This window comes from Kitasatospora sp. NPDC059747 (assembly GCF_042732955.1).
Taxonomy (GTDB): domain Bacteria; phylum Actinomycetota; class Actinomycetes; order Streptomycetales; family Streptomycetaceae; genus Kitasatospora.
On the sequence record NZ_JBHWGV010000071.1, the window covers coordinates 1 to 24430 of the forward strand.

Below are 24430 nucleotides of genomic sequence, written 5' to 3' on the forward strand. Positions count from 1 at the left end.
GGCGCGCGGGGGGCGGCCCGCCCACGCCGCCCCCCCCCCCCCCGCCCCGCTCGGGGTGGGTCATCGGAGGCCGGCGGGCGGCTTCCGCCGTCCGGCGGTCAGCGGACCGGCAGGACCCGGGTGTGCTCCTCGCGGACGGCCTCCAGGGCGTTCGGCTTGAGGCCGAGCAGCTTCAGGATGGTCGGCGCGATCTGCTTGGTCTCGACCTTCTCGTCCTCGCGGACGCCGCCCGGGGTGCCGGCGCCGGAGACGACCAGCGGCACGTTCAGGTCGTCGGCGTGGGCCCCGCCGTGCTCGGCGATCTTGCTGCCGCCGGTGTAGACGACGCCGTACTGCGCGACGCCGAAGACGTCCGGCACCCGGGGGTCGCCCGGGTCGACGCCGAAGTGGTCGGCGGCCTCGTCGCCCGCGTAGATCCGCTCGATGCCGCTCCGGGTGAACGGGCGGGCCTTGCCGTTGATGTCGACGCCGTTGCCGCTCTGCGCCAGCAGGTAGTTCTTGGCGAACCCGGTGGCGGCGTCGGAGCGGTCGTTGAGCCAGAGCAGCACGCCGTCGTCGTCGACCGCGTGGGCGACGAGGTTGCCGGCGCCCGGGTGGGCGGCCTTCCAGGCGGCGTTGAGGCCGTCCAGCAGCGGCCCGTCGTCGATCCGGTTGAGCGCGGTCGGGTCGGTCGGGGACTGGCCGTGCTTGGCCGACAGGATGATCGTGGTGGAGCCGTCGAGGTGCTGCGCGCGCAGTTCCGCGGTCAGGGCGCCGATCTGCTGGTCGACGAACTCCAGGCTCTTCGCGAGCAGCGGGCCGGGCACGCCCTTGGTGGCGTAGCCGCCCTGGAGGCCGTCGGAGCTGTTGAGCTTCTGCGCGGTGGAGACGGACTGGAGGTTCAGGCCGAAGACCGCCGGGGTGCCGACCTTCTCCGCGCGGCTGTGGTCGTAGCCGTCGATCTCGTTGAGGACGGCCTGCACCTTGTACGAGTCGTACTGCTGGGTGGCCTTGTTGTCCTTGGTCCAGTCGCCGCTGTACCCGGTCGCCTTGCTGTTGATCTCCGGGGTGAAGAGGTCCTGGATGCCCTCGCCGGAGGGGCCGTTGAGGATGTCGTAGGCGGCGTGCTTGTCCGACCAGGCCGTGCGCAGGCCGGCCTGGCGGGCCACCTCGAAGACGGTGTTCACCTGGAGGTAGGAGTGCGGGTAGACCGGCTGGCAGGTGTCCGGGTCGACCGGCAGCTTGGCCGGGTTGATCAGCGTCTGCGGCCGGCCGGTCATCTGCAGGATGGAGCCGGGCAGGCCGGCGAGGCCCTGGCCGGCGTCGATCGAGTCCTGGTTCTTGTCCAGGTCCTCGGTGAGGTCGATCTCGACGCCGGGCTTGGCGTTCTCGCAGTCGGTGGTGCCGGCCGGGAGCAGTTCGGCGTTGTAGGTGTCGTCGTAGTAGACGCCGGTGGTGCCCGGGCCGCCGCCGGTGAGCTGCGCGACCATGCCGGGGAAGGAGTCCGAGGGGTTGGTGGTGCTCGCGCGGGTGTACTCGACACCGCCGCCGACCAGCCGGGCCAGCGCGGACTGGGGGTGCTGGGCCACGAACCAGGCGAGGTCCGACTGGTGCAGGCCGTCGACCGAGACCAGCAGCACGTGCTTGGCGTGGGCGTCGCGGCCCTCTTCGGCGGCGGCTGCCTGGGCGACGGTGGATCCGGCCAGCACTCCGGCGGCGCCGAGGGTGGCGGCGAGCCGGACGTAACGACGGGTCACGGAAGACTCCTGTCGAGGGGGAAGGTGGCTGCGGCGGTGCGCTCATAGGGTGGGAGGCCCCGGTATACCGGCGGCGGCCGGGGAATGAACAGCGTCGGACTCCTCGGCGGAGAAATTCGAGAATTCGGCGAATCTCACCAAGTGGACTCACGGTCAACGGAATTGGTGAACATGCACCGTCAATGAACGGGCAGCCGGAAATGTCCTCGGTCCGAATGGGGCCGGCCGCGGCGTTCCGGGGAGTCCGGAACGCCGCGGCCGGGGGTGGGGCGGGTGGGGCGGTTCAGCCGTCGGTCGCCGTGGTCGTGTACGGGGCCTGGGCGTGGGTGGCGGCGTACATCAGGGCGGTCTTCATCTTGGGCCAGAAGTAGGAGTCCTGGCAGGAGTAGGCGGGCATGAAGCCGGAGCAGCCGCGGGAGTCGCTGTCGCCGACCTCGATGGTGAAGCTGGCGGTCCCGAGCTTGTCGTAGACCCAGTCGTCGGTGCCGCCGGCGGCGTCGTAGAGAATCTCGCCGGCCTGGCCGGCCTGGTAGTTGGTGAGGGTGCCGAGTTTGCCGGCGAGGGCGCGCAGCGCGGCGTCGTTGCCGGTGTGGACGGTGTGGTCGTGGGCCCACGGGAAGATGACCATGCTGGCGTCGCTGTGCAGGGTGATCATGATGCCGCGGGTGTCCGCCGGGGCGGGGTCGGTGTCGCCGGGGCCGCGCACGGCCGGGTAGAGGTTGCGGAACAGCCCTTCCAGGGCGGTGTTCTCGACTTCGGAGTCGGCCTGCGGCCCGAGGTAGATCTCGGAGCACGGGTCGGGGGAGGTGCCGAGTCCGCCCCAGTGGGTGCCGGCGTTGCGGTTGAGGTCGACGCCGATCTGGCCGGAGAAGTCGCAGGCGGAGCCGTTCGAGTCGTCGGCGTTCTTGCGCTGGTAGAGCGGGTTGTCGCCGCCCTGCTGGACGATGTCGACGCCGTCGGGGTTGGCGATCGGCACGACCCAGAGTTCGGTGGAGTCGAGGAGCGCGGTGACGTCCTGGTCGGTGCCGTAGCCGCCGGTGAGGTGGTCGATCCAGCGCCACGACATTTCGCCGGTGGTTATCTCGCGGGCGTGGATCTGGCTCATCAGGAAGAAGCGGGGTTTGGCCGAGTTCGGTGAGAGCGAGCAGTCGTTCCCGGTCCGTTTGGTGATGCAGACGGCTTTGAGGTCGTAGCCGCCGGGCCGGCCGTTCTGCTTGCGCCAGGACTGGCCGTAGGTGACCACGGTCGCCAGGTCGGGGTGCTGGGAGGCGACTTGGTCGAGGTGGGCGTAGTGGGCGTTGACGGTGTGGTAGCCGCCGTCGTACGTCTCGTTCGGGTCGCCGGCCGCCAGTTGGCCGCTCCTGGGACGGAGTTGGAGCGGCGCCTGGGCCGGGTCGGGCATCGTCCGCTCGACCGTCGGCGTGAAGCCGAGCAGTCGCAGCCGGGTGCCGTCGCGGGCGTCGCCGAGGACGAACAGGTCGTCGCCCTGCCGGTGTTCGAGCAGGTCGAAGCCTGCGCCGGTGAGCGTCTGGGCGTCTGCCGCGGTGTGGGTGGGGATGCGGTAGACGAAGACGTTCCCGGGGCCGGACCGGTGGGTGTTCTGGGCCGTCGCGCTCGGTACGGCGGTGAGGGCGAGCGCGGTGAGTGCGGCGAGGGTGCCGGCCGCGAGGGCGATGGAACGCTTCCTGGCCATGGGGGGCCTCCGAAGTCGTGGGGGTGTCGCGTGGGGGACGGGTGGTGGAGCGGGCGGGGAGCGGAAAGCAGGGAGCGCCATGCGTTTGTGTCAGGGGCATGACATCAAGTCCGCCGCACGCCACCACCACCGTCCATGAAGCAAAGCGCCGCCCCGACCGCCCGTCAACTCCCGGCGGGGAGTTTTCCGTTGCGGCCAGAGCGGTCAAGTCCGCCGGAACGGTCAAGTCCGCCAGAGCGTGCAAGTCGCCCCGGGCGCCCAGGCGGTCGAGCCGGCCGGGGTGTGGTCAGCCCTCCTCGCGCCAGCCCTCGTACTCGGCGGCGAGCGCGTCCAGGGCGCGCAGCCTGGCCGGGGTCCACCCGTCCTCCGGGGGTTCGACGACGACCAGCCACTGGGCGTCCTCGGCGTCGTCCTCGCCGGCCAGGGCGTCGCGGACGACCTCCAGTTCGCCGAGATCGGGCTGGGTGGCGCTGAGTTCCTCCGCGGCCTCGTCGGCGGCGTCGCGGTCGGGCAGGACGAGCAGCTGCCGGGCGTGCGGGTCGTCGACGTCCGGCTGGTCGGTGGTGAGGTCTTCGGTCACCGGCCCATTCTCCAGGTCCGCCGGGCGCTGCCGTCGCCCAGGTCCGGCCGGGGCTGTCCGCGCTCCGTGGGATGCTGGTGGGGATGGCCAGGAAGAGTGCACCCGACGACCTGCTCGCCCCGCTGACCCTCGCGGTCGGCCAGGAGGAGCTGCTGCTCGACCGTGCGGTCGCCCAGGTGGTGGCGGCGGCGAAGGCGGCGGATCCGGACACCGACGTGCGGGACGTCCCGCCGGGCGGGCTCCAGCCCGGCAGCCTGGCCGAGCTGACGACGCCGTCGCTGTTCGCCGAGCGCAAGGTGATCGTGGTCAGGGCCGCCCAGGACCTCTCCGCCGACTCCGTCAAGGAGGTCAAGGCGTACATCGAGGCCCCGGCCGAAGAAGTGATCATGGTGCTGGTGCACGCGGGCGGCGCCAAGGGCAAGGGCCTGCTGGACGCGGGGCGCAAGGCGGGCGGCCGGGAGGTGGCCTGCGCCAAGCTGGCGAAGGCGAGCGAGCGGCTGGCCTTCGTCAAGGGCGAGTTCCGCACGCTGGGGCGCTCCGCGACGCCGGAGGCCTGCCAGGCCCTGCTGGACGCGCTCGGCAGCGACCTGCGCGAGCTGGCGGCCGCGTGCAGCCAGCTCACCTCGGACGTCGAGGGCACGATCGACGAGACCGTCGTGGCCCGCTACTACAGCGGCCGGGCCGAGGCCACCGGCTTCGAGGTGGCGGACCTGGCCGTCACCGGCCGGGCGGCGGAGGCGCTGGAGCGGCTGCGCTGGGCGCTGGCGGTCGGGCAGCCGCCGACGGGCATCACCTACGCGCTGGCGTCCGGCGTGCGCAGCATCGGGCGGCTGGCGAGCGCCGGGCGGAACATGCGCCCGGGGGACCTGGCGCGCGAGCTGGGCATGCCGCCGTGGAAGGTCGACCGGGTCCGCCAGCAGATGCGCGGCTGGACGGGGGACGGCGTGGCCGTCGCGCTGACGGCGATCGCGCAGGCGGACGCCGCGGTCAAGGGCGGCTCGGACGATCCGGCCTTCGCCCTGGAGCGCGCGGTGGTCGCGGTGGCCCGAGCGGCCCGGGCGGGCAGCCGTCCGTCGTACTGAGCCGTCCTAGGCCGTACTGAGCCGTCTTGGGCCGTCCTAGGCCGTACTGAGCCGTACCGACGAGCGCGGCCAGGGGCGCCTCGAAAGCCCCCGCGCCCCGCACGCTCCCACGCTCCCGCGCGCCCTCGGGGGGCGTCACTCCCACCGCCCGCATGGGCCCAACGCGACAGGCGCCGTGACCGGCCTCTGGAGAAGAGGGAGGTCACGGCGCCTGCCGTAGTGCTGTGTGCACCGCACCCGCGTGGCGAACGCAGGCCGCGTGCGGTGCGAGTCTCGCGCGCCTCAGGGGTCCGGGTAGAGGGCCGGGTCACCCTGCGGCGTCGGGGGCCAGTGGCCCCCGGTGGCGTCAGGCCTGGACGGCGGTGTTGACGCGCTTGGTGATGGCCGACTTCTTGTTGGCGGCCTGGTTGGCGTGGATGACGCCCTTGCTCACGGCCTTGTCCAGCGCCTTGGAGGCGGCGCGGGCCAGCACGACGGCCTTCTCGGTCTCGCCGGCGGCAGCGGCCTCACGGGCCTTGCGCAGAGCGGTCTTCAGCGAGGACTTGACGGCCTTGTTGCGCAGGCGCGCCTTCTCGTTGGTCTTGTTGCGCTTGATCTGGGACTTGATGTTCGCCACGAAGGAGCCTCAGTCTTGTCTAAAAGGTATTGAACGGGTTGCACCTTCGGGCCGTCGGACCAGCTGAGAGGGCATGCCGAGGCCAGGTGCAGCTGACTACGCTACCAGGGGCCCGCCGCCCGCCCCAAACCGGCCGGAGCGCCGCACCCCGGCCGGCCGCACGCCCGACCGGCCGCACGTCCGACCGCCCGCGCACCGAGCTACGCGTCGAGGACCGGCTCGCCGTAGTGCTCGACCTCAGGGAAGGGCCGGTAGAAGCGGTGCAGGAGGTCCCGCCAGCGTTCGTACTCGGCGGAGCCGCGGAAGCCCTCGGTGTGGTCGGCGAGGGTCTCCCACTCGACCTGGAGCAGGAAGCGCGAGCCGCGCCCCTCGTCGAGGCAGCGCCGCAGCTGCAGCGAGCGGAAGCCGCGCTGGACGGCGATCAGTGGCCGGGCCTCGGCGAAGGCGGCGAGGAACTCGTCCTCCCGGCCGGGCAGGACGTCGAGCAGGGCGCTTTCCAGGATCATGGGACGCCATCCTGTCGCCGCTCGGTCCGGGTGGGAAGGCCTGCTCCGCACCCCCACGAACGACCCGGGCCGGACCGAACGGCGGCCCGCGCCGGGGTCGTGGGAGGATGGGAGGAACTATTTCGATCGGACGAGACTGTCCGGTCCCCCCGGGAAGCCGGTCAGCGATGACCCGGACGCCCCCGGCCCCGGACCAACGGAGAATCGGACCAAGGTGCCCGCGACCCCCAGCAATGTGCCAGAGCCCAGCCGTACCGACCCGGCGCTGATCCGCAACTTCTGCATCATCGCCCACATCGACCACGGCAAGTCGACGCTCGCAGACCGGATGCTGCAGATCACCGGCGTCGTCGACCCGCGGCAGATGCGTGCCCAGTACCTCGACCGCATGGACATCGAGCGTGAGCGCGGCATCACCATCAAGTCGCAGGCGGTCCGCCTCCCGTGGGCGCCGAAGACCGGGCCGAACACCGGGTCGACGCACATCCTCAACATGATCGACACCCCCGGCCACGTGGACTTCACGTACGAGGTGTCCCGCTCCCTCGCCGCGTGCGAGGGCACCATCCTGGTGGTCGACGCGGCCCAGGGCATCGAGGCGCAGACCCTCGCCAACCTGTACCTGGCGCTGGAGAACGACCTCACGATCATCCCGGTGCTCAACAAGATCGACCTGCCGGCCGCCCAGCCGGAGAAGTACGCCGCCGAGATCGCGCACATCATCGGCTGCGACCCCTCCGACGTGCTCCAGGTCAGCGCCAAGACCGGTCTGGGCGTCGAGGACCTGCTGGACCACATCGTCAACACCATCCCGGCCCCGGTCGGCGTCAAGGACGCCCCGGCCCGCGCGATGATCTTCGACTCGGTGTACGACTCCTACCGCGGCGTGGTCACCTACGTCCGTGTCGTGGACGGCCAGCTCACCAAGCGCGAGCGCATCGCGATGATGTCCACCGGCGCGACCCACGAGCTGCTGGAGATCGGCGTCATCTCGCCCGAGCCGAAGGTCGCCGACGGCCTCGGCGTCGGCGAGGTGGGCTACATCATCACCGGTGTGAAGGACGTCCGGCAGTCCAAGGTCGGTGACACGATCACGTCGATGCACAAGGGCGCGACCGAGCCGCTCGGCGGCTACAAGGACCCGCGCCCGATGGTGTTCTCCGGCCTGTACCCGCTGGACGGCTCGGACTACCCGCTGCTGCGCGACGCCCTGGACAAGCTGCGCCTGAACGACGCCGCCCTGGTGTACGAGCCGGAGACCTCGGTCGCGCTCGGCTTCGGCTACCGCTGCGGCTTCCTCGGCCTGCTGCACCTGGAGATCATCCGGGAGCGCCTGGAGCGCGAGTTCAACCTCGACCTGATCTCCACCGCCCCGAACGTGGTCTACCGGGTGATCATGGAGGACGGCACCGAGCACACCGTCACCAACCCGAGCGAGTTCCCGAGCGGCAAGATCGCCGAGGTGTACGAGCCGGTCGTGCGCGGCACGATCCTCGCGCCCAACGAGTTCGTCGGCGCGATCATGGAGCTGTGCCAGTCCCGCCGGGGCAGCCTCCAGGGCATGGACTACCTCTCCGAGGACCGGGTCGAGCTGCGCTACACCCTGCCGCTCGCGGAGATCGTCTTCGACTTCTTCGACCAGCTGAAGTCCAAGACCCGCGGTTACGCGTCCCTCGACTACGAGCCCATCGGCGAGCAGACCGCCGACCTGGTCAAGGTCGACATCCTGCTGCACGGCGACGCGGTCGACGCGTTCTCCGCGATCGTGCACAAGGACAAGGCCTACAACTACGGCGTGATGATGGCGGGCAAGCTGCAGAAGCTCATCCCCCGCCAGCAGTTCGAGGTGCCGATCCAGGCGGCCATCGGCTCCCGGGTGATCGCCCGCGAGACGGTCCGCGCGATCCGCAAGGACGTCCTCGCCAAGTGCTACGGCGGTGACATCTCGCGCAAGCGCAAGCTGCTGGAGAAGCAGAAGGAGGGCAAGAAGCGGATGAAGATGGTCGGCCGCGTGGAGGTCCCGCAGGAGGCCTTCATCGCCGCGCTGTCCACCGACGCCGAGGCCCCCAAGGAAAAGAAGTAACGGAAGAGAAGTAGCAGCGGCGGAAGGGCCCGGAGCGATCGCACTCCGGGCCCTTCCACGCGTTCGGGGACGGTCACTTCCCGTCCGGGGAGGGTCACTTCGGCTCCCCTCCGGACGGTCACTTCAGCGCGGCGAGCACCCCGGCGACGATCGCGGCCTTGGCCAGCCGCCCCGCCGTCCCGGTGAGCACGGTGGGCCGCATCGAGTCGTCCCCGCGGACCAGTTGGAGCATCCCGTCGTGCCGCCCGAGGCTCAGGCACTGCGCGACGTACTTGTACGCGAAGGGCCCGTCCGTGCGCCCGTCGAGCAGCTTGCCGACGTACTGGCCCATCGGCAGGGCGGTGGCGCAGCCCATCCGCAGGGTCCCGGTGCCGGGGACGGTCACCGCGGCGGCGTCGCCGACGACGTGGACGTCCGGGTGGGACACCGACCGGAGGTACTCGTCGACCAGGGCCCGGCCGCGGTCGTCGACGGCCAGTCCGGCCGCGGCGGCCAGCGGGTGCGGCTCCATCGAGGCGGCCCAGACGGTGACGTCGGCGTCGACCGGGCCGGTGGTGGTGCGCAGCCCGGTGGGGGTGACCTCGGTGACGGTGGCGTCCTCGTGGACGGCCACGCCGAGCCGGTCGAGGACGCGGCGGACGTGGGCGCGGCCCTTGGGGGAGTAGATGCCGCCGACCCGGCCGGCGGTGACGATCCGTACCCGCCACCGGGGGTGGGCCTCGGCGAGCTCGGCGGCGAGCTCGATGCCGGTGGCGCCGCCGCCGACGACGGCGAGGGTGCCGGGTTCGCCGGCGTCGCGCAGGCGGTGGTCGAGTTCGGCGGCGCGTTCGGCGCCGTAGGCGTGCTCGGCGGCGCCGGGGACGTCGTGCCAGGCGGTGCGGCTGCCGAGGGCGTAGACGAGGGTGTCGTAGCCGAGGACGGTGCCGTCGTCGAGCTGGACCTTGTGGCCGTCGAGGTCGAGTCCGACGGCCCTGGCGCGGCGGTGCTCGATGCGCCGGCCGCGCGCGAGCCGTGCGATGGCGGGCCAGTCCCGCCCGCCGCCGGCCGCCGTCTCGTGCTGGCGGACGCGGTGGAGGAGCCGCTCCTCGGGCGCGACGAGGGTGACGGCGTGGTGCCGGCCGGCACCCTTGGCGGTGCTGAGTCCGGCGTAGCCGGCGCCCAGGACGACGATCCGCTTCTCGGTGGTGGTGCTGCTCATCTCGTCCGCCTCCCTGCGAGGTGCGCTGTCGTTCAGCGCGGTTCGGCAAGGGGACGACGCAGCCGGACGGGGTGTGACAGTGACCTGCGTCACGCCCCGGTGCTCGGCCCCCCGAAGGGGCCGAGGTGGGTGAGCTTCCCGGGGTTGACCACGACGTACGTCCCGGTGATCAGGCCGTCGGCGACGGTGAACGCCAGCACGCCGGCGACGGCTCCGGTGGTCGAGTCGTACCAGACCATGCCGGGTTCGCCGTTGACCTCGGCGAGGGCGAGGCGCAGCTCCGGCGTGAACCACTTCGCGACCGAGCCGGCGATCAGGCGGGTGACCTTGTCGGCGCCGCGGACCGGGCGGGCGGCGGCGCGGACGATGCCGCCGCCGTCGGCGGTCCACACCACGTCCGGGTCGAGGACGGCCATCAGACCCTGGAGGTCGCCGCCGAGTGCCGCGGCGGCGAACGCCTCGACGGCGCGCCGGTGTTCGGCCCGGTCGGCGCTCGCGCGGCGGCCGCCGTCCCGGACCCGGCGGCGGGCCCGGGAGGCGAGCTGGCGGGCGGCGTCGGGGGTGCGGTGGAGCGAGTCGCCGATCTCGTCGAAGCCGACCGCGAAGACGTCGTGCAGCACGAACGCGGCCCGCTCGGCGGGGGTGAGCTGTTCCAGGACGGCGAGCAGCGCGAGCGAGACGGACTCGCCGCGTTCGGCGAGTTCGGCGGGGGAGTCGGGGGCGCTCGCGTAGGAGACGGACGGCTCGGGCAGCCACTCGCCGCTGTAGGACTCGCGGCGGGCCCGGGCGGAGCCGAGCTGGTCGTAGCAGAGCCGGGTGACGACGGTGGTGAGGAACGCCCGCGGGTCGGCGACGGCGGCGCGGTCGGCGGCCCGCCAGCGCAGCCAGGCCTCCTGGAGGACGTCCTCGGCGTCGGTGAACGTGCCGAGCAGCCGGTAGGCGACCGAGCCCAGGTAGCGTCGGTTCGCCTCGAACGCGTCCGGGGCCTCCTCGTCGATCACGGGCCCAAAGGTAGCGGTCCGCACGGGGAAAGCGAAGGCCGGGTGAGCGGGTCCGGGCCGCGCGGACGGCCGGGACACGCGGAGGGCCGGGGCGTGAACGGCCCGGGCCGTCCGAAGGGCCGGCGAACGCGAAGGGCCCGGGAACGCGAAGGGCCGGAGCGGGAGAGTCCCGCCCCGGCCCGAACGCGACCTCCGGTCAGTCCACCTCGGCCACGGCCTCCGCGAACTGCGCCTGGTACAGCCGCGCGTACGCGCCGCCGGCGGAGATCAGTTCGTCGTGCGAGCCCTGCTCGACGATCGAGCCGTTCTCCATCACGAGGATCACGTCGGCGTCCCGGATGGTGGAGAGCCGGTGCGCGATGACGAAGCTGGTGCGCCCGGTGCGCAGCCGGGCCATGGCCCGCTGGATGAGCACCTCGGTGCGGGTGTCGACGGAGCTGGTCGCCTCGTCGAGGACGAGGATGGAGGGCTGCGCGAGGAAGGCCCGGGCGATGGTGATGAGCTGCTTCTCGCCCGCGCTGACGCCGGCGCCGTCGTCGTCGATGACGGTGTCGTAGCCGTCCGGCAGGGTGCGCACGAAGCGGTCGACGTGGGCGGCCTTGGCGGCCTCGACGACCTGCTCGCGGGTGGCGCCCTGGGCGCCGTAGGCGATGTTGTCGGCGATGCTGCCGCCGAACAGCCAGGTGTCCTGGAGCACCATGCCGATGCCGGAGCGCAGGTCCTCGCGGGACATCGCGGAGACGTCGACCCCGTCGAGGGTGATCCGCCCGCCGCTGACCTCGTAGAAGCGCATCAGCAGGTTGACGAGGGTGGTCTTGCCGGCGCCGGTGGGGCCGACGATGGCGACGGTCTGGCCGGGTTCGACCTTGAGCGAGAGGTCCTCGATGAGGGGCTTGTCGGGCTCGTAGCGGAAGGAGACGTCCTGGAAGGCGACCCGGCCGTGGATCACGTCGGGCTTCTCGGGCATGGCCGGTTCGGGGGTCTGCTCGGGCGCGTCGAGGAGTTCGAAGACGCGCTCGGCGGAGGCGACGCCGGACTGCACCAGGTTGGCCATGCTGGCGACCTGGGTGAGCGGCTGGCTGAACTGCCGCGAGTACTGGATGAACGCCTGCACGTCGCCGATGGACAGCGCGCCGCTGGCGACCCGCAGTCCGCCGACGACGGCGACGAGCACGTACTGCAGGTTGCCGATGAGCATCATCGCGGGCTGGATGATGCCGGAGATGAACTGGGCGCGAAAGCTGGAGGCGAACAGTGCCTCGTTGTGCTCGCGGAAGGTCTCGGCGGACTCGCGCTGCCGGCCGAAGACCTTGACCAGGGCGTGCCCGGTGTACATCTCCTCGATGTGGGCATTCAGCCTGCCGGTGGAGGCCCACTGCTGGACGAACTGCGGCTGCGCCCGCTTGCCGACCTTGGCGGCGACGACCACCGACAGCGGTACGGACACCAGGGCGATCGTCGCGAGCAGCGGGGAGATCCAGAACATCATCGCGAGCACGCCGACGACGGTGAGCAGCGAGTTGACGACCTGTCCGAGCGTCTGCTGCATCGACTGGCTGATGTTGTCGATGTCGTTGGTGACCCGGCTGAGGACCTCGCCGCGCGGCTGCTTGTCGAAGTAGCTCAGCGGCAGGCGGGCGAGTTTGGCCTCGACGTCCTGGCGCAGCCGGTAGCCGGCCCGCTGGATGGCCTTGGTGGCGAGGCGGCCCTGGACGATGCCGAACAGGGCGGAGGCGACGTAGATCGCGAGCACCCAGAGCAGGACGGTGCCGATGGCGCCGAAGTCCATGCCCTGGCCGGGGGTGAAGTCGACGGAGGAGAGCAGGTCGGCGATGCCGCCCTGGCCGTGGGCGCGCAGCCCCTCGACGGCCTGCGCCTTGGAGGTGCCGGGCTCGAAGCGGGCGCCGACGACGCCGGCGAAGATCAGGTCGGTGGCGTTGCCGAGGACCTTGGGGCCGGTGACGGCGCAGCCGATGCTGAGCACGCCGAGGCCGAGGACGGCGGCGAGCAGGGGGCGTTCGGGGCGCAGCAGGCCGAGCAGGCGCTTGCCGGAGCCCTTGAAGTCCATGGACTTCTCGGTGCCCTGGCCGCCCATGAAGCGGCCGGGGCCGGCCGGTCCGCGGCGGGCGGCGGCGGCCTGGGAGTCGCTGGGGAGCTCGTCGGCCGTCGCCCGGTCCGACGGCTGCTGCCCGGCGGGCTGCTGGGGGGCGCTGGGCTTGCGGGGGGTGGTCACGCCGCCTCCTGCTCGGTGAGCTGGGAGAGGACGATCTCCCGGTAGGTCGGGTTGCCGGCCATGAGCTCGTGGTGGGTGCCGCTGCCGACGACGGCGCCTTCGTCGAGGACGATGATGCGGTCGGCGTCGCGGATGGTGGAGACGCGCTGGGCGACGATCAGGACGGTGGCGTCGGAGGTCTCGTGGGAGAGGGCCTTGCGCAGCCGGGCGTCGGTGGCGTAGTCGAGCGCGGAGAAGGAGTCGTCGAAGAGGTAGACGTCGGGCTTGCGCACGAGGGCGCGGGCGATGGCGAGGCGTTGGCGCTGGCCGCCGGAGACGTTGCTGCCGCCCTGGGCGATGGGGGCGTCGAGGCCTTCGGGGAGCTTCTCGACGAAGTCCTTGGCCTGGGCGACGTCGAGGGCGTGCCAGAGTTCCTCGTCGGTGGCGTCGGGCCGGCCGTAGCGGAGGTTGCTGGCGACGGTGCCGGTGAACAGGTAGGGCTTCTGGGGGACGAGGCCGACGCTCTCGGCGATCGCCTCGGGGGCGAGTTCGCGGACGTCGACGCCGTCGAGCAGGACCTGTCCGGTGGTGGCGTCGAAGAGCCGGGGGACGAGGCCGAGGAGGGTGGACTTGCCGCTGCCGGTGGAGCCGATGACGGCGGTGGTCTCGCCGGGGCGGGCGGTGATGGCGATGCCGCGCAGCACGGGGGCCTCGGCGCCGGGGTAGCGGAAGTCGACGTCGCGCAGTTCGAGGTTGCCGCGGCGCAGGACCTCGGTGACGGGCGCGGCGGGCGGCACGACGCTGGAGGAGGTGCCGAGGACCTCCTGGACGCGTTCGGCGCAGACCTCGGCGCGCGGCACCATCATGAACATGAAGGTGGCCATCATGACGCTCATGAGGATCTGCATGAGGTAGGAGAGGAACGCGGTCAGGGCGCCGATCTCCATGCCGCCGCTGTCGATGCGGTGGGCGCCGAACCACAGGACGGCGACGCTGGAGACGTTCACGACGAGCATGACGGCCGGGAACATGAACGACATCAGCCGGCCGACCTGGAGCGCGACGTCGGTGAGGTCGCCGTTGGCCTCGCCGAAGCGGGCCTGCTCGTGGTCGTCCTTGACGAAGGCGCGGATGACGCGGATGCCGGTGATCTGCTCGCGCAGGACGCGGTTCACCGTGTCGATCTTCTCCTGCATGCTGCGGAACTTGGGGCGCAGCGCGCGGACGAGCAGGAGGACGACGGTGCCGAGGAGGGGGATGACGGCGAGCAGCAGGCCGGACAGCGGGACGTCCTGGTTGAGGGCCATGATGATGCCGCCGACGCACATGATCGGTGCGGCGACCATGAGGGTGAAGCTCATCAGGGCCAGCATCTGGACCTGCTGGACGTCGTTGGTGGTGCGGGTGATCAGGGAGGGGGCGCCGAACTGGCCGACCTCGCGGGCGGAGAAGCTCTGGACGCGGTCGAAGACGGCCGCGCGGACGTCGCGTCCGAAGGCCATGGCGGTGTGCGCGCCGTAGTAGACGGCGCCGATCGAGCACAGGGCCTGGACGAGGGTGACGCCGATCATGACGGCGCCGACCCTGAGGATGTAGCCGGTGTCGCCCTTGACGACGCCGCTGTCGATGATGTCGGCGTTGAGAGTGGGCAGGTAGAGCGCGGCGAGGGTCGATACGAGCTGGAGGACGACCAGCAGGGCGATCGGTCGGGAGTACGGGCGCAGGTACGCCCTGAGCAGTCTGATCAGCACTTGCACACTCTTGTCGTCGACGGGTGGATTCGCATCCCAATTCTCGTTCCTTCGTGCACTCGTACAGACGATTCCCCCGGCCGGGACATGAGGTTTGTCCAGTCCTTTGCCGAACCGCCGGGCGGGCCGGGTTGCGGGGTTCACGCGGGTGCCGTCCGCGGGGCACCGGGGTGGTGGCGGGGTGCCTGGCGGGTAGACCCCCTTACGGAATGACCGGTTTCCCCCTAGGCTGCTGATTGCCCCCTTGTTACTCGCCGGTACCGCACGCGTAACGGGGGACCGGCGACCGCCCCCACGGGAGCCGCGACAAATCCCTCAGACGGCCACCCGCCCCCGGAGGTCCTCGTTGAGTTCCGCGCAGTCCCTGATCGACTCCGGCAGCGCCGACATCGTCGCCGGGCGTCCCGCCTCCGTCGCCCACCTGTTCCTGGAGCGGGTCGCCGCGACCCCCAACGCCGAGGCCTACCGCTACCCCGCCCCGGTCGACGAGCAGGCCGCGGACAGCGCCCCCGGCGCCGAGCAGTGGCGTTCGCTCACCTGGGCGCAGACCGCGGCCCGGGTCAAGGCGGTGGCCGCCGGCCTGATGGCGCTCGGCATCCAGCCCGAGGACCGGGTCGCCCTGGCCTCCTCCACCCGCCTGGAGTGGATCGTCGCCGACCTCGGCAACATGTGCGCGGGCGCGGCCACCACGACCGTCTACCCGAGCACCAACGCCGACGAGACGGCCTTCATCCTCTCCGACTCCGGCTGCCGGGCGATGTTCGCGGAGAACGCCGCGCAGCTCGCCAAGGCCGTCGAGCAGATCGGGGAACTGCCCGAACTGCGCACCGTCATCCTGTTCGACGCCCCCGCCGCGGCGCCCGAGACGGCCGGGCTCGACCTCATCACCCTGGCCGAGCTGGAGGAGCGCGGCGCCGCGTACCTCGAGGAGCACCCGGACGCCGTCGAGAAGGCCGTCGCCGCGCTCGACAAGGAGCAGCTGGCCACCCTGATCTACACCTCGGGCACCACCGGTCGCCCCAAGGGCGTGCGCCTGGTGCACGACTGCTGGGCGTACGAGGCGCGCGCCCAGGAGGCGAGCGGGCTGCTCGGCCCGGACGACGTCCAGTTCATGTGGCTGCCGCTGTCGCATGTGTTCGGCAAGACGCTGATCTCGGGCCAGATCGCCACCGGCCACGTGATGGCGGTGGACGGCCGGGTCGACCGGATCATCCACAACCTGCCGGCCATCCGGCCGACCGTCATGGCGTCCGCGCCGCGCATCTTCGAGAAGGTCTACAACGGCATCGCCGGGCGGGCCCGGGCCGAGGGCGGCGCGAAGTACAAGATCTTCCGCTGGGCCGCCGGGGTGGCCCGCGAGTACGCCCGGGTCGTCCAGGAGAACCGGATCGCCACCGGGGTGGACGGCGCGCCGTTCGCCCTGCGGGCGCAGCACGCGGTCGCCGACAAGTTGGTGTACGCGAAGATCCGCGCCGCGTTCGGCGGGCGCCTGCGCGGCGCGGTCTCCGGCAGCGCGGCGCTGGCCCCCGAGATCGGCTACTTCTTCCTCGGCGCCGGCGTGCCGATCCTGGAGGGCTACGGCCTGAGCGAGACCAGCGCCGGCTCCTGCGTCAACCGCAAGGAGGACGTGCGGATCGGCACGGTCGGCCGCGCCCTGCCGGGCACCGAGGTGCGGATCGCCGAGGACGGCGAGATCCTGCTGCGCGGCCCGGGCGTCATGCGCGGCTACCACAACCTGCCGGAGAAGACCGCCGAGGTGCTGGAGCCGGACGGCTGGTTCCACACCGAGGACATCGGCGAGCTCACCGCCGACGGCTTCCTGCGGATCACCGACCGCAAGAAGGACCTGTTCAAGACCTCCGGCGGCAAGTACGTCGCGCCGAGCGAGGTCGAGGGCAAGTTCAAGGCGGTGTGCCCGTTCGTCAGCAACATCCTGGTGATCGGCAACGGCCGCAACTTCTGCACCGCGCTGATCGGCCTGGACGAGGCCGTGATCATGCCGTGGGCCGCCGAGCACGGCCTGGCCGGCAAGTCCTACGCCGAGGTGACCGCCGACCCGCAGGTCCACGAGCTGATCGAGGGCTTCGTGAAGAAGCTCAACGGCGACCTCCAGCGCTGGCAGACGATCAAGAAGTTCCACCTGCTGCCGCGCGACCTCGACATCGAGCACGGCGAGCTCACCCCGAGCCTGAAGATCAAGCGCCCGGTGGTCGAGCGGACCTACGCGGACGCCGTGACCGCGATGTACGCGGGGGCCAACGAGGCCTGAGCCGCCCCCGTCCCGTACGGCCCGCGGGTTCGCCCCGGCCGTACGGGACAATGGGGTCATGCCCTCCGCACTCCCCGACGGCGATCCGGTGCCGTCCGACGGTTCCCTGCCCGCGCACGCCCTCGACGGGCTCGGCACCCGGCCGTTCGGCTTCTACCTGCACGTGCCGTACTGCGCCAGCCGCTGCGGCTACTGCGACTTCAACACGTACACCGCCACCGAGCTCCGCTCCTCGGGCGCGGTCGCCTCGCAGGAGACGTACGCCGACAACGTGATCGCGGAGATCCGGCTCGCCCGTCGCGTCCTGGGCGACGCGGACCTCCCGGTGGAGACGGTCTTCCTCGGCGGCGGCACCCCGACGCTGCTGCCCGCCCGCGACCTGGTGCGGATGCTCGCCGCGATCCGCGACGAGTTCGGGCTCGCCGACGGCGCCGAGGTGACCACCGAGGCCAACCCGGAGTCCGTCGGCCCGGCGTACCTCGCCGAACTGCGCGAGGGCGGCTACAACCGGATCTCCTTCGGCATGCAGAGCGCCCGCCCGCACGTGCTGCAGCTGCTCGACCGCCACCACACCCCGGGCCGCCCCGAGGCCTGCGTGGCCGAGGCCCGCGCGGCCGGCTTCGAGCACGTCAACCTCGACCTCATCTACGGCACCCCCGGCGAGTCCGACGACGACTGGCGGGCCTCCCTGGACGCCGCCATCGGCGCCGGGCCCGACCACGTGTCCGCCTACTCGCTGATCGTCGAGGAAGGCACCCGCCTCGCCGCCCGCGTCAAGCGCGGCGAGCTCCCGATGATCGACGACGACGTCCACGCCGACCGCTACCTGATCGCCGAGCGGGCGCTCGCCGCCGCCGGCTACCACTGGTACGAGGTCTCCAACTGGGCCACCACCCCCGAGGGCCGCTGCCGCCACAACGAGCTGTACTGGACCGGCGCCGACTGGTGGGGTGCCGGCCCCGGCGCCCACAGCCACGTCGGCGGCGTCCGCTGGTGGAACGCCAAGCACCCCGCCGCCTACGCCCGGGCGCTGGCCGAGGGCCGCACCCCCGCCCTGGCCCGCGAGGTGCTGACGGACGAGGACCGCCGCGTCGAGCGCATCCTCCTCGAACTGCGCCTCGCCGAGGGCATCCCGCTCACGCTCCTCACCGACACGGCCCGCGAGGCGGCCGCCGAAGCGCTCGCGAGCGGCCTCCTCGCCCCCGACACCTACGCCGGGGGCCGCGCCACCCTCACCCTCCAGGGCCGTCTCCTGGCGGACGCGGTCGTGCGTGACCTGGTGGACTGAGCCGACCTCTAGGGTGTTCGCGTGACTACTCCAAGTGCGCGAGTGTGGGGGGTTCTGGAGAGCCTTGAGATCCCGGAAGGTGTTCGCGCCGAGCTCATCTTCGGGGAGATCTTGCTGTCCTTGAGCTCCGACCTGACGACCAATCTCATCGTCGAGTCCCTGATCCATCAGATCCCCGCCGAGAGGTGGCATCGCTGGACCAGGCAGGATGTCTCCTGCGGTGGTGGCGGCAGTCGATTGCGGCCGGATCTCGTGGTGTTCGAGAGAGGGGCTGCCGAAGCGACTGTGCCGGTGGCGACGGTGGAGGTGGTCACGAAGACCAGTGCGCTCCGCGACTACCGGACCAAGCGCGAGCTCTACGCCGAGGGCATGATCCCCGTCTACCTGATCGTCGACCCGATCAAGGCCGTCTGCGTGCTGCTCACCGAACCCACCCGGGCGAGCGCCTCGGGTCTGCCGGACTACGTGTCCGAGCGGACCACCAAGTTCGGCGAGCCCATTCCGGTGGATCTGCTGGGCGTCACGCTGGACACCTCGGAGTTCCAGACCTACGCCTGACCCGGGAGGGTCGCGAAGTCGATCAACTCTTCCACCCTGCCCAGGAGTTCGGGCTCCAGGTCCTTGTAGGAGTTCACCTTCGACAGGATGTGCTTCCACGCCGCCGGGGTGTCGACGGGCCAGCCCAGGCGGCGGCAGACGCCTTCCTTCCACACCTCGCCGCGGGGGACCGTCGGCCAGGCCGGGATGCCGACCGAAGACGGCTTCACCGCCTGCCAGATGTCGATGTAGGGGTGGCCGACGACCAGCACGTCCTCGCCGGTGACCCGGGCGGCGATGCGGTGCTCCTTGGTGCCCGGCAGCAGGTGGTCGACCAGGACGCCGAGGCGGCGGCCGGGGCCCGGGGTGAAGTCGGCGACGATCGCGGGCAGGTCGTCCACGCCCTCCAGGTACTCGACCACGACGCCCTCGATCCGCAGGTCGTCGCCCCAGACCCGCTCGACCAGTTCGGCGTCGTGCCGGCCCTCGACGTAGATGCGGGACTCGCGCGCCACCCGGGCGCGGGCGCCGGGGACGGCGACCGAACCGGAGGCGGTGCGGGCCGGGGCGCGGACGGGGGCCGGGCCGGACGGGCGGACCAGGGTGACGACCCTGCCCTCCAGCAGGAAGCCGCGCGGCACCATCGGGAACACCCGGTGCTTGCCGAAACGGTCCTCCAGGGTGACGGTGAACCCCTCCGCCGTCTTCTCGCAGCGCACCACCGCCCCGCAGAAGCCGGTCGCCGCCTCCTCGACCACGAGGTCCCGCTCGGCGGGCACCTCCGGGGCGGGTGCCTGCTTCTTCCACGGCGGGGTCAGGTCGGGTCCGTACTGGCGGCTGCGCATGCCGGCGAGTCTACGGACGGCCCGTCAGAGACCGGGCGCGCCCCACACCGGGAACCAGCGGCCGAGGTCCTTCTCCAGCCGCAGGTCGTTCGCCAGCATCGCGTTGATCTGCAGCTCCAGCGGGCTGTTGCGCCGCTCCCCGCCGCCGGGCATCGGCGCGAACGGGTAGAACGTGCCGCGCTTGTACAGGTAGACCAGCGCCAGCGACTGCCCCTCCCCGTTCCGGAAGCCCACCAGCGAGCAGAGCAGCTGCGGCCCGAAGCCGTTCGCCTCCAGCTCGCTGTTGACCGCGTGCAGGTCGTTCACCAGCTCCGGCAGTTCCTCCGCGGTGTGCCGGGCGAGCAGCCACGAGTAGCCGTAGCCGTCCTTGGAGGCCTCCACCGGGACGCCGCCGCGCTCGGTGTCGGCGTCGAGCAGCGCCCGCACCTGCTGCTCGACCTGGACGAACGCGGCGCCCTCGACGGCCGCGAAGCACACCGAGCCGAGCCCGGTGGGCAGGAACCCGGCGCCGGCCTCCAGGGTGAGCGCGGCCGAGGGGACGCCGAACAGCTGGTCGAGGTCGGGCTTGACGGGCTTGGTGCGGCCGAACAGGGCGTCCAGGATTCCCACGGCGGTCCCTTCAGGCGGTCGGCGGGTCGGCGGGGCTCAGCGGCCCAGCTGGGCGGAGATCTTCGCCAGCTGCTCCAGCCGCTTCTCCAGCGTCGGGTGGGTGGAGAGCAGCTGGGAGGCCGTCTCCTTGGCGCTCAGCGCCGGGGCGAAGTAGAAGGCGTTGTAGGGCTGGGCCTGGCGCAGGTCCTTGGACGGGATCGCGGCGATCTGCCCGGTGACCTTGGTGAGCGCCGACGCGAGCGCGCTGGGCCGGCCGGTGAGCTGGGCGGCGGCGCGGTCGGCGGCGAGCTCGCGGTAGCGCGACAGCAGCCGTGTGAGCAGGAAGCTGATCGCGTAGACGACGATCGACACCAGCGGGATGATCAGCGCCGCGATCGCCGCGTTCTGGTCGTTGTTGTTGCGCCCGCCGCCGATGAACCCGCCGTACATGGCGATCCTGGTCATCGCCCCGGCGAGGACGCCGAGGAACCCGGCGATCGTCATCACGGCGACGTCCCGGTGGGCGACGTGCGAGAGCTCGTGCGCGAGGACGCCCTCCAGCTCCTCGGGCTCCAGCCGGCGCAGCAGGCCGGTGGTGACGCACACGACGGCGTTCTGCGGGTTGCGGCCGGTGGCGAAGGCGTTCGGCATGTCGCTGTCGGCGACCGCCACCCTGGGCTTGGGCATGTCGGCGAGCGCGCAGAGCCGGTCGACGGTGCCGTGCAGCTGCGGGTACTGCTCGGGGGACACCGGGCGGGCGCCCATGGCCCGTTCGGTGATCTTGTCGCTGAACCAGAACTGGGCCACGAACAGCCCGCCGGAGATCAGCACGATCAGGGGCCAGGCGCCGCGCAGCAGCACGATCAGCAGGCCGGTGAATCCGACGTACAACAGCCCGATCACGAACATGGTCCCGACCATCCGGCCGGTCAGGCCGCGGTCGGGCGCGAATCGGGTGTGCTGGGCCGAGCTCGACATCGCTTGCTCCTCCGTTCGCCGTCCGCTATCGATGCTGCCACCCGGACGGCCGCGGGGCACCACCCCCGCGCCGGGAACTGCGGGCAGGATCACCCCCGCTGCGCCGTTCCTGCCGTCGGACCCGGGCCGTACACTGGCAGGTAGGGTTCTGGCACTCGTGCGCTCAGAGTGCCAAACCCGGGCCTTCCAGGCCCGCATCAGCTCGATACGTCACAACGGACAACGTGCGAAGACGGAGGTGCGTGCCCCATGGCCGGTGAGGTCCGCCAGCTCGACGACCGCAAGCTCGCCGTGCTGCGCGCGATCGTCCAGGACTACGTGGGCACCGAGGAGCCGGTCGGCTCGAAGGCCCTGGTGGAGCGGCACAACCTCGGGGTCTCCCCGGCCACCGTCCGCAACGACATGGCGGCGCTGGAGGAGGAGGGGTACATCCACCAGCCGCACACCAGCGCCGGGCGCATCCCCACCGACAAGGGGTACCGGCTGTTCGTCGACCGGCTCGCCGAGGTCAAGCCGATGAGCGCGCCCGAGCGGCGCGCGATCCGGCACTTCCTGGAGGGCGCGGTCGACCTGGACGACACCGTCGCACGCACCGTGCGGCTGCTCGCCCAGCTCACCCGGCAGGTCGCCGTCGTGCAGTACCCCTCGCTGAGCCGCTCCACCGTGCGGCACATCGAACTCGTCGCGCTCGCCCCGGCCAAGGTGATGCTGGTCCTGATCACCAACACCGGCCGGGTCGAGCAGCGGATGGTGGACTGCCCGGGCACCGTCGGCGAGACGGCCTTGTCGGACCTGCGGGCCCGGATCAACGCGCGGGCCGTCGGCCAGCGCCTGCCGGACGTCCCGGCGGCGCTGGAGGAGCTGCCCGCGATGTTCGAACAGGTCGACCGGCCGACCGTCACCACGGTCCTGGCGACGTTGTTCGAGGCGCTCGCCGAGCAGAACGAGGAGCGGATCATGCTGGCCGGCACGGCGAACCTGACCCGCTTCGGCCACGACTTCCCGCTCACCATCCAGCCGGTCCTGGAAGCCCTGGAGGAGCAGGTCGTCCTGCTCCGCCTCCTGGGTGAGACCACGGACGCGGCGATGACGGTCCGGATCGGCCGGGAGAACGCCTACGAGGGGCTGAATTCCACCTCGGTGGTGTCCGTCGGCTACGGTTCGGGCGACGAGAGCGTGGCCAAACTGGGTGTGATCGGTCCGACCCGGATGGACTATCCGGGCACAATGGGGGCGGTGCGAGCGGTGGCGCGGTACGTGGGTCAGATCCTGGCCGAGTCGTAGCAATCAGCCACCGCTGGACAGACCAGCGGTGGTGCCCTGTCGCAGCACTACTACAGGCGGAACAAGCGGAGCATTAGGTGGCCACGGACTACTACGCGGTACTCGGCGTCCGACGGGATGCGGGGCAGGACGAGATCAAGAAGGCGTTCCGGCGCCTGGCACGCGAACTGCACCCGGACGTCAACCCGGACCCGAAGACGCAGGAGCGGTTCAAGGAGATCAACGCCGCCTACGAGGTGCTCTCCGACCCGCAGAAGCGGCAGGTCTACGACCTCGGCGGCGACCCGCTCTCGCCGGGCGGCGGCGGTGGCGCGGGCGGCTTCGGCGCCGGCGCGGCCGGTTTCGGCTTCTCCGACATCATGGACGCCTTCTTCGGCGCCGCGGCCGGCCAGCGGGGCCCGCGCTCGCGCACCCGCCGCGGGCAGGACGCCATGATCCGGCTGGAGATCACCCTGGAGGAGGCCGCGTTCGGCACCACCAAGGAGCTCCAGGTCGACACGGCCGTCACCTGCACCACGTGCAGCGGGGAGGGCGCCGCGCCCGGCACCTCCGCGCAGACCTGTGACATGTGTCGCGGCAAGGGCGAGGTCTCCCAGGTCACCCGGTCCTTCCTGGGTCAGGTCATGACCTCCCGCCCCTGCCCGCAGTGCCAGGGCTTCGGCACCGTCGTGCCGACCCCGTGCCCGGAGTGCGCCGGCGACGGCCGGGTCCGCGCCCGCCGCACCCTGACCGTCAAGATCCCGGCCGGTGTCGACAACGGCACCCGGATCCAGCTGGCCGGCGAGGGCGAGGTCGGCCCCGGCGGCGGCCCGGCCGGCGACCTGTACGTCGAGATCGCCGAGACCACGCACACCGTCTTCCAGCGGCGCGGGGACGACCTGCACTGCACCGTCACCATCCCGATGACGGCCGCCTCGCTCGGCACCCAGGTGCCGCTGCAGACCCTGGACGGGCTGGAGGAGGTCGACATCCGGCCCGGCACCCAGTCCGGCCAGTCGATCCCGCTGCACGGCCGCGGCATCACCCACCTGCGCGGGGGCGGCCGGGGCGACCTGATAGTGCACGTCGAGGTGCAGACGCCCACCAAGCTCGACCCCGAGCAGGAGGAGCTGCTGCGCCGCCTCGCGGTGCTGCGCGGCGAGGAGCGCCCGTCCGGCCAGTTCGCGCCGGGCCAGCAGGGCCTGTTCTCGCGTCTGAAGGACGCGTTCAACGGCCGCTAGCCGTCCGCGGAGGGGTGCCGGGGTCCTCGCCCCGGCACCCCTTTCGCGTTCCGTCCCCCCTGGTCGCGGGCCCTGGCCGTGGTTGCCGGCCCGGGCCGCAGGTCCCACCCCGGAAAGGTTCCCCCTCATGACCGCCCCCGTGTTCGTCGTAGAGACCGAGCGGATCGCCGCCGCCGCGCCCGGGGCCGTGGTGCGGCTGGACGGGCCGGAGGGGCGCCACGCGGCCGCGGTGAAGCGGCTGACGGCGGGCGAGGCGGTCACCCTGGCCGACGGGCTGGGGCTCGGCGTGGACGGGACGGTCGCCGAGGTGCTCGGCAAGGACGCGATCGACGTCACGGTGGCCGCCGTGCGCCGCGAGCCGGAGCCGGCGCCGCGGATCGTCGTCGTCCAGGCGCTGCCCAAGGGCGACCGCGGCGAGCTGGCCGTGGAGACCATGACCGAGGTCGGCGTGGACGTCGTGATCCCGTGGGCCGCCTCGCGCTGCATCACCCAGTGGAAGGGCGAGCGCGGCGCCAAGGCGCTCGCCAAGTGGCGCGCCACCGCCCGGGAGGCGGGCAAGCAGTCCCGCCGACTGCGCTTCCCCGAGGTGCGGGACCTGATGACGACCCGCCAGCTGGCCCCCGTCCTGGCCGGTGCCGCGTTCGCCGCGGTGCTGCACGAGGAGGGCTCCGAGCCGCTGGCCGCCGCCGCGCTGCCGGCCGCCGGGGACGTCGTCCTGGTGGTCGGCCCCGAGGGCGGCGTCTCCCCGGAGGAGCTGGCCGCCTTCGCCGAGGCGGGCGCGAAGCCGCACCGGCTCGGCCCGTCGGTGCTGCGCACCTCGACGGCCGGCGTGGCCGCCGGGGCGCTGCTGCTCGGGCGCACGGGGCGCTGGGCCTGACGGCCCCTGCGTTCGGGGGCCGCCCGGATCCCGTCCGGTTTTCGCCCGGATCCCACTCGGTTCCCGCCCGGATCCCGCCCCGGTCT

20 protein-coding genes are annotated in these 24430 nt (G+C 72.1%); 8 read left to right on the top strand and 12 right to left on the bottom strand.

What is annotated here, in order from left to right:
• Window positions 1-98: 98 nt before the first annotated feature.
• The 3 genes from ACFV4G_RS27515 to ACFV4G_RS27525 form a co-directional block, all read right to left on the bottom strand.
• Entirely contained in the window at window positions 99-1736 is a 1638-nt protein-coding gene (locus ACFV4G_RS27515) for an alkaline phosphatase family protein (protein WP_380444777.1), read from the bottom strand.
• A gap of 283 nt (window positions 1737-2019) precedes the next feature.
• On the bottom strand, window positions 2020-3429 hold the full coding sequence (locus ACFV4G_RS27520; protein ID WP_380444778.1) for a M14 family zinc carboxypeptidase: 1410 nt from the start codon (window positions 3427-3429) through the stop codon (window positions 2020-2022).
• 286 nt (window positions 3430-3715) lie between these two features.
• A complete protein-coding gene (locus tag ACFV4G_RS27525) occupies window positions 3716-4009 on the bottom strand; it encodes a hypothetical protein (protein WP_380444779.1) in 294 nt (97 codons plus the stop codon).
• Window positions 4010-4092: 83 nt separating this feature from the next.
• Between ACFV4G_RS27525 and holA the strand changes: the two genes are divergently transcribed.
• Complete coding sequence (gene holA / locus ACFV4G_RS27530) at window positions 4093-5091, top strand: DNA polymerase III subunit delta (protein WP_380444780.1); 999 nt, start codon at window positions 4093-4095, stop codon at window positions 5089-5091.
• 346 nt (window positions 5092-5437) lie between these two features.
• On the opposite strand, the gene rpsT is transcribed toward holA, so the two are convergent.
• Window positions 5438-5707: a 30S ribosomal protein S20 gene (gene rpsT / locus ACFV4G_RS27535; RefSeq protein ID WP_218205877.1), complete on the bottom strand. Its 270-nt coding sequence runs from the start codon at window positions 5705-5707 to the stop codon at window positions 5438-5440.
• 200 nt (window positions 5708-5907) lie between these two features.
• Window positions 5908-6213, bottom strand: coding sequence for an antibiotic biosynthesis monooxygenase family protein (locus tag ACFV4G_RS27540; protein ID WP_380444781.1), 306 nt, complete (start codon window positions 6211-6213; stop codon window positions 5908-5910).
• A 214-nt stretch (window positions 6214-6427) separates the two neighbouring features.
• On the opposite strand from ACFV4G_RS27540, the gene lepA reads away from it, so the two are divergent.
• Entirely contained in the window at window positions 6428-8296 is a 1869-nt protein-coding gene (lepA, locus tag ACFV4G_RS27545) for a translation elongation factor 4 (RefSeq protein WP_380444782.1), read from the top strand.
• A gap of 118 nt (window positions 8297-8414) precedes the next feature.
• On the opposite strand, the gene ACFV4G_RS27550 is transcribed toward lepA, so the two are convergent.
• From ACFV4G_RS27550 to ACFV4G_RS27565, 4 genes are all read right to left on the bottom strand, one after another.
• The gene (locus ACFV4G_RS27550) at window positions 8415-9494 is read right to left on the bottom strand and encodes an NAD(P)/FAD-dependent oxidoreductase (protein WP_380444783.1); all 1080 of its coding nucleotides are present in this window, start codon (window positions 9492-9494) and stop codon (window positions 8415-8417) included.
• 89 nt (window positions 9495-9583) lie between these two features.
• Window positions 9584-10495 carry an RNA polymerase sigma factor SigJ gene (gene sigJ, locus ACFV4G_RS27555; RefSeq protein WP_380444784.1) on the bottom strand — a complete coding sequence of 304 codons (912 nt, stop codon included), beginning with the start codon at window positions 10493-10495 and terminating at the stop codon, window positions 9584-9586.
• Window positions 10496-10691: 196 nt separating this feature from the next.
• Window positions 10692-12590 (bottom strand): ABC transporter ATP-binding protein, encoded by a 1899-nt coding sequence (locus ACFV4G_RS27560; protein ID WP_380444826.1) that lies wholly within the window; start codon window positions 12588-12590, stop codon window positions 10692-10694.
• A gap of 134 nt (window positions 12591-12724) precedes the next feature.
• Complete coding sequence (locus ACFV4G_RS27565; protein ID WP_380444785.1) at window positions 12725-14458, bottom strand: ABC transporter ATP-binding protein; 1734 nt, start codon at window positions 14456-14458, stop codon at window positions 12725-12727.
• Between the two features lie 346 nt (window positions 14459-14804).
• Here ACFV4G_RS27565 and ACFV4G_RS27570 point away from each other — a divergent pair, with 346 nt between their 5' ends.
• The 3 genes from ACFV4G_RS27570 to ACFV4G_RS27580 are packed head-to-tail and all read left to right on the top strand — an operon-like array spanning window position 14805 to window position 18573.
• Window positions 14805-16727, top strand: coding sequence for an AMP-dependent synthetase/ligase (locus ACFV4G_RS27570; protein WP_380444787.1), 1923 nt, complete (start codon window positions 14805-14807; stop codon window positions 16725-16727).
• A gap of 58 nt (window positions 16728-16785) precedes the next feature.
• The gene (hemW, locus tag ACFV4G_RS27575) at window positions 16786-18015 is read left to right on the top strand and encodes a radical SAM family heme chaperone HemW (RefSeq protein ID WP_380444789.1); all 1230 of its coding nucleotides are present in this window, start codon (window positions 16786-16788) and stop codon (window positions 18013-18015) included.
• 21 nt (window positions 18016-18036) lie between these two features.
• Window positions 18037-18573: a Uma2 family endonuclease gene (locus tag ACFV4G_RS27580; protein WP_380444790.1), complete on the top strand. Its 537-nt coding sequence runs from the start codon at window positions 18037-18039 to the stop codon at window positions 18571-18573.
• On the opposite strand, the gene ACFV4G_RS27585 is transcribed toward ACFV4G_RS27580, so the two are convergent.
• Genes ACFV4G_RS27585 through htpX form a run of 3 tightly spaced genes read right to left on the bottom strand, consistent with a single transcriptional unit; the run spans window position 18564 to window position 20963 of the window.
• Entirely contained in the window at window positions 18564-19397 is an 834-nt protein-coding gene (locus ACFV4G_RS27585) for a DUF3097 domain-containing protein (RefSeq protein WP_380444791.1), read from the bottom strand. The two genes, ACFV4G_RS27580 and ACFV4G_RS27585, sit on opposite strands and share 10 nt — an antisense overlap.
• 24 nt (window positions 19398-19421) lie before the next feature.
• Window positions 19422-20006, bottom strand: coding sequence for a hypothetical protein (locus ACFV4G_RS27590; protein ID WP_380444792.1), 585 nt, complete (start codon window positions 20004-20006; stop codon window positions 19422-19424).
• A gap of 36 nt (window positions 20007-20042) precedes the next feature.
• On the bottom strand, window positions 20043-20963 hold the full coding sequence (gene htpX, locus ACFV4G_RS27595) for a zinc metalloprotease HtpX (protein WP_380444793.1): 921 nt from the start codon (window positions 20961-20963) through the stop codon (window positions 20043-20045).
• A 249-nt stretch (window positions 20964-21212) separates the two neighbouring features.
• Here htpX and hrcA point away from each other — a divergent pair, with 249 nt between their 5' ends.
• The 3 genes from hrcA (at window position 21213) to ACFV4G_RS27610 (ending at window position 24344) form a co-directional block, all read left to right on the top strand.
• Entirely contained in the window at window positions 21213-22247 is a 1035-nt protein-coding gene (gene hrcA, locus ACFV4G_RS27600; protein WP_380444794.1) for a heat-inducible transcriptional repressor HrcA, read from the top strand.
• A gap of 77 nt (window positions 22248-22324) precedes the next feature.
• Window positions 22325-23467, top strand: coding sequence for a molecular chaperone DnaJ (gene dnaJ / locus ACFV4G_RS27605; RefSeq protein WP_363649839.1), 1143 nt, complete (start codon window positions 22325-22327; stop codon window positions 23465-23467).
• Window positions 23468-23594: 127 nt separating this feature from the next.
• The gene (locus ACFV4G_RS27610; RefSeq protein WP_380444796.1) at window positions 23595-24344 is read left to right on the top strand and encodes a 16S rRNA (uracil(1498)-N(3))-methyltransferase; all 750 of its coding nucleotides are present in this window, start codon (window positions 23595-23597) and stop codon (window positions 24342-24344) included.
• The last annotated feature ends 86 nt before the right edge of the window (window positions 24345-24430 follow it).

Excerpts from the sequence above, each read along its gene's own strand:
- ACFV4G_RS27520 (WP_380444778.1), bottom strand. The coding sequence starts at position 3,429 with ATGGCCAGGAAGCGTTCCATCGCCCTCGCGGCCGGCACCCTCGCCGCA.
- holA (WP_380444780.1), top strand. The coding sequence starts at position 4,093 with ATGGCCAGGAAGAGTGCACCCGACGACCTGCTCGCCCCGCTGACCCTC.
- ACFV4G_RS27540 (WP_380444781.1), bottom strand. The coding sequence starts at position 6,213 with ATGATCCTGGAAAGCGCCCTGCTCGACGTCCTGCCCGGCCGGGAGGAC.
- ACFV4G_RS27550 (WP_380444783.1), bottom strand. The coding sequence starts at position 9,494 with ATGAGCAGCACCACCACCGAGAAGCGGATCGTCGTCCTGGGCGCCGGC.
- ACFV4G_RS27560 (WP_380444826.1), bottom strand. The coding sequence starts at position 12,590 with ATGGGCGGCCAGGGCACCGAGAAGTCCATGGACTTCAAGGGCTCCGGC.
- hemW (WP_380444789.1), top strand. The coding sequence starts at position 16,786 with ATGCCCTCCGCACTCCCCGACGGCGATCCGGTGCCGTCCGACGGTTCC.
- ACFV4G_RS27585 (WP_380444791.1), bottom strand. The coding sequence starts at position 19,397 with ATGCGCAGCCGCCAGTACGGACCCGACCTGACCCCGCCGTGGAAGAAG.
- htpX (WP_380444793.1), bottom strand. The coding sequence starts at position 20,963 with ATGTCGAGCTCGGCCCAGCACACCCGATTCGCGCCCGACCGCGGCCTG.
- hrcA (WP_380444794.1), top strand. The coding sequence starts at position 21,213 with ATGGCCGGTGAGGTCCGCCAGCTCGACGACCGCAAGCTCGCCGTGCTG.
- ACFV4G_RS27610 (WP_380444796.1), top strand. The coding sequence starts at position 23,595 with ATGACCGCCCCCGTGTTCGTCGTAGAGACCGAGCGGATCGCCGCCGCC.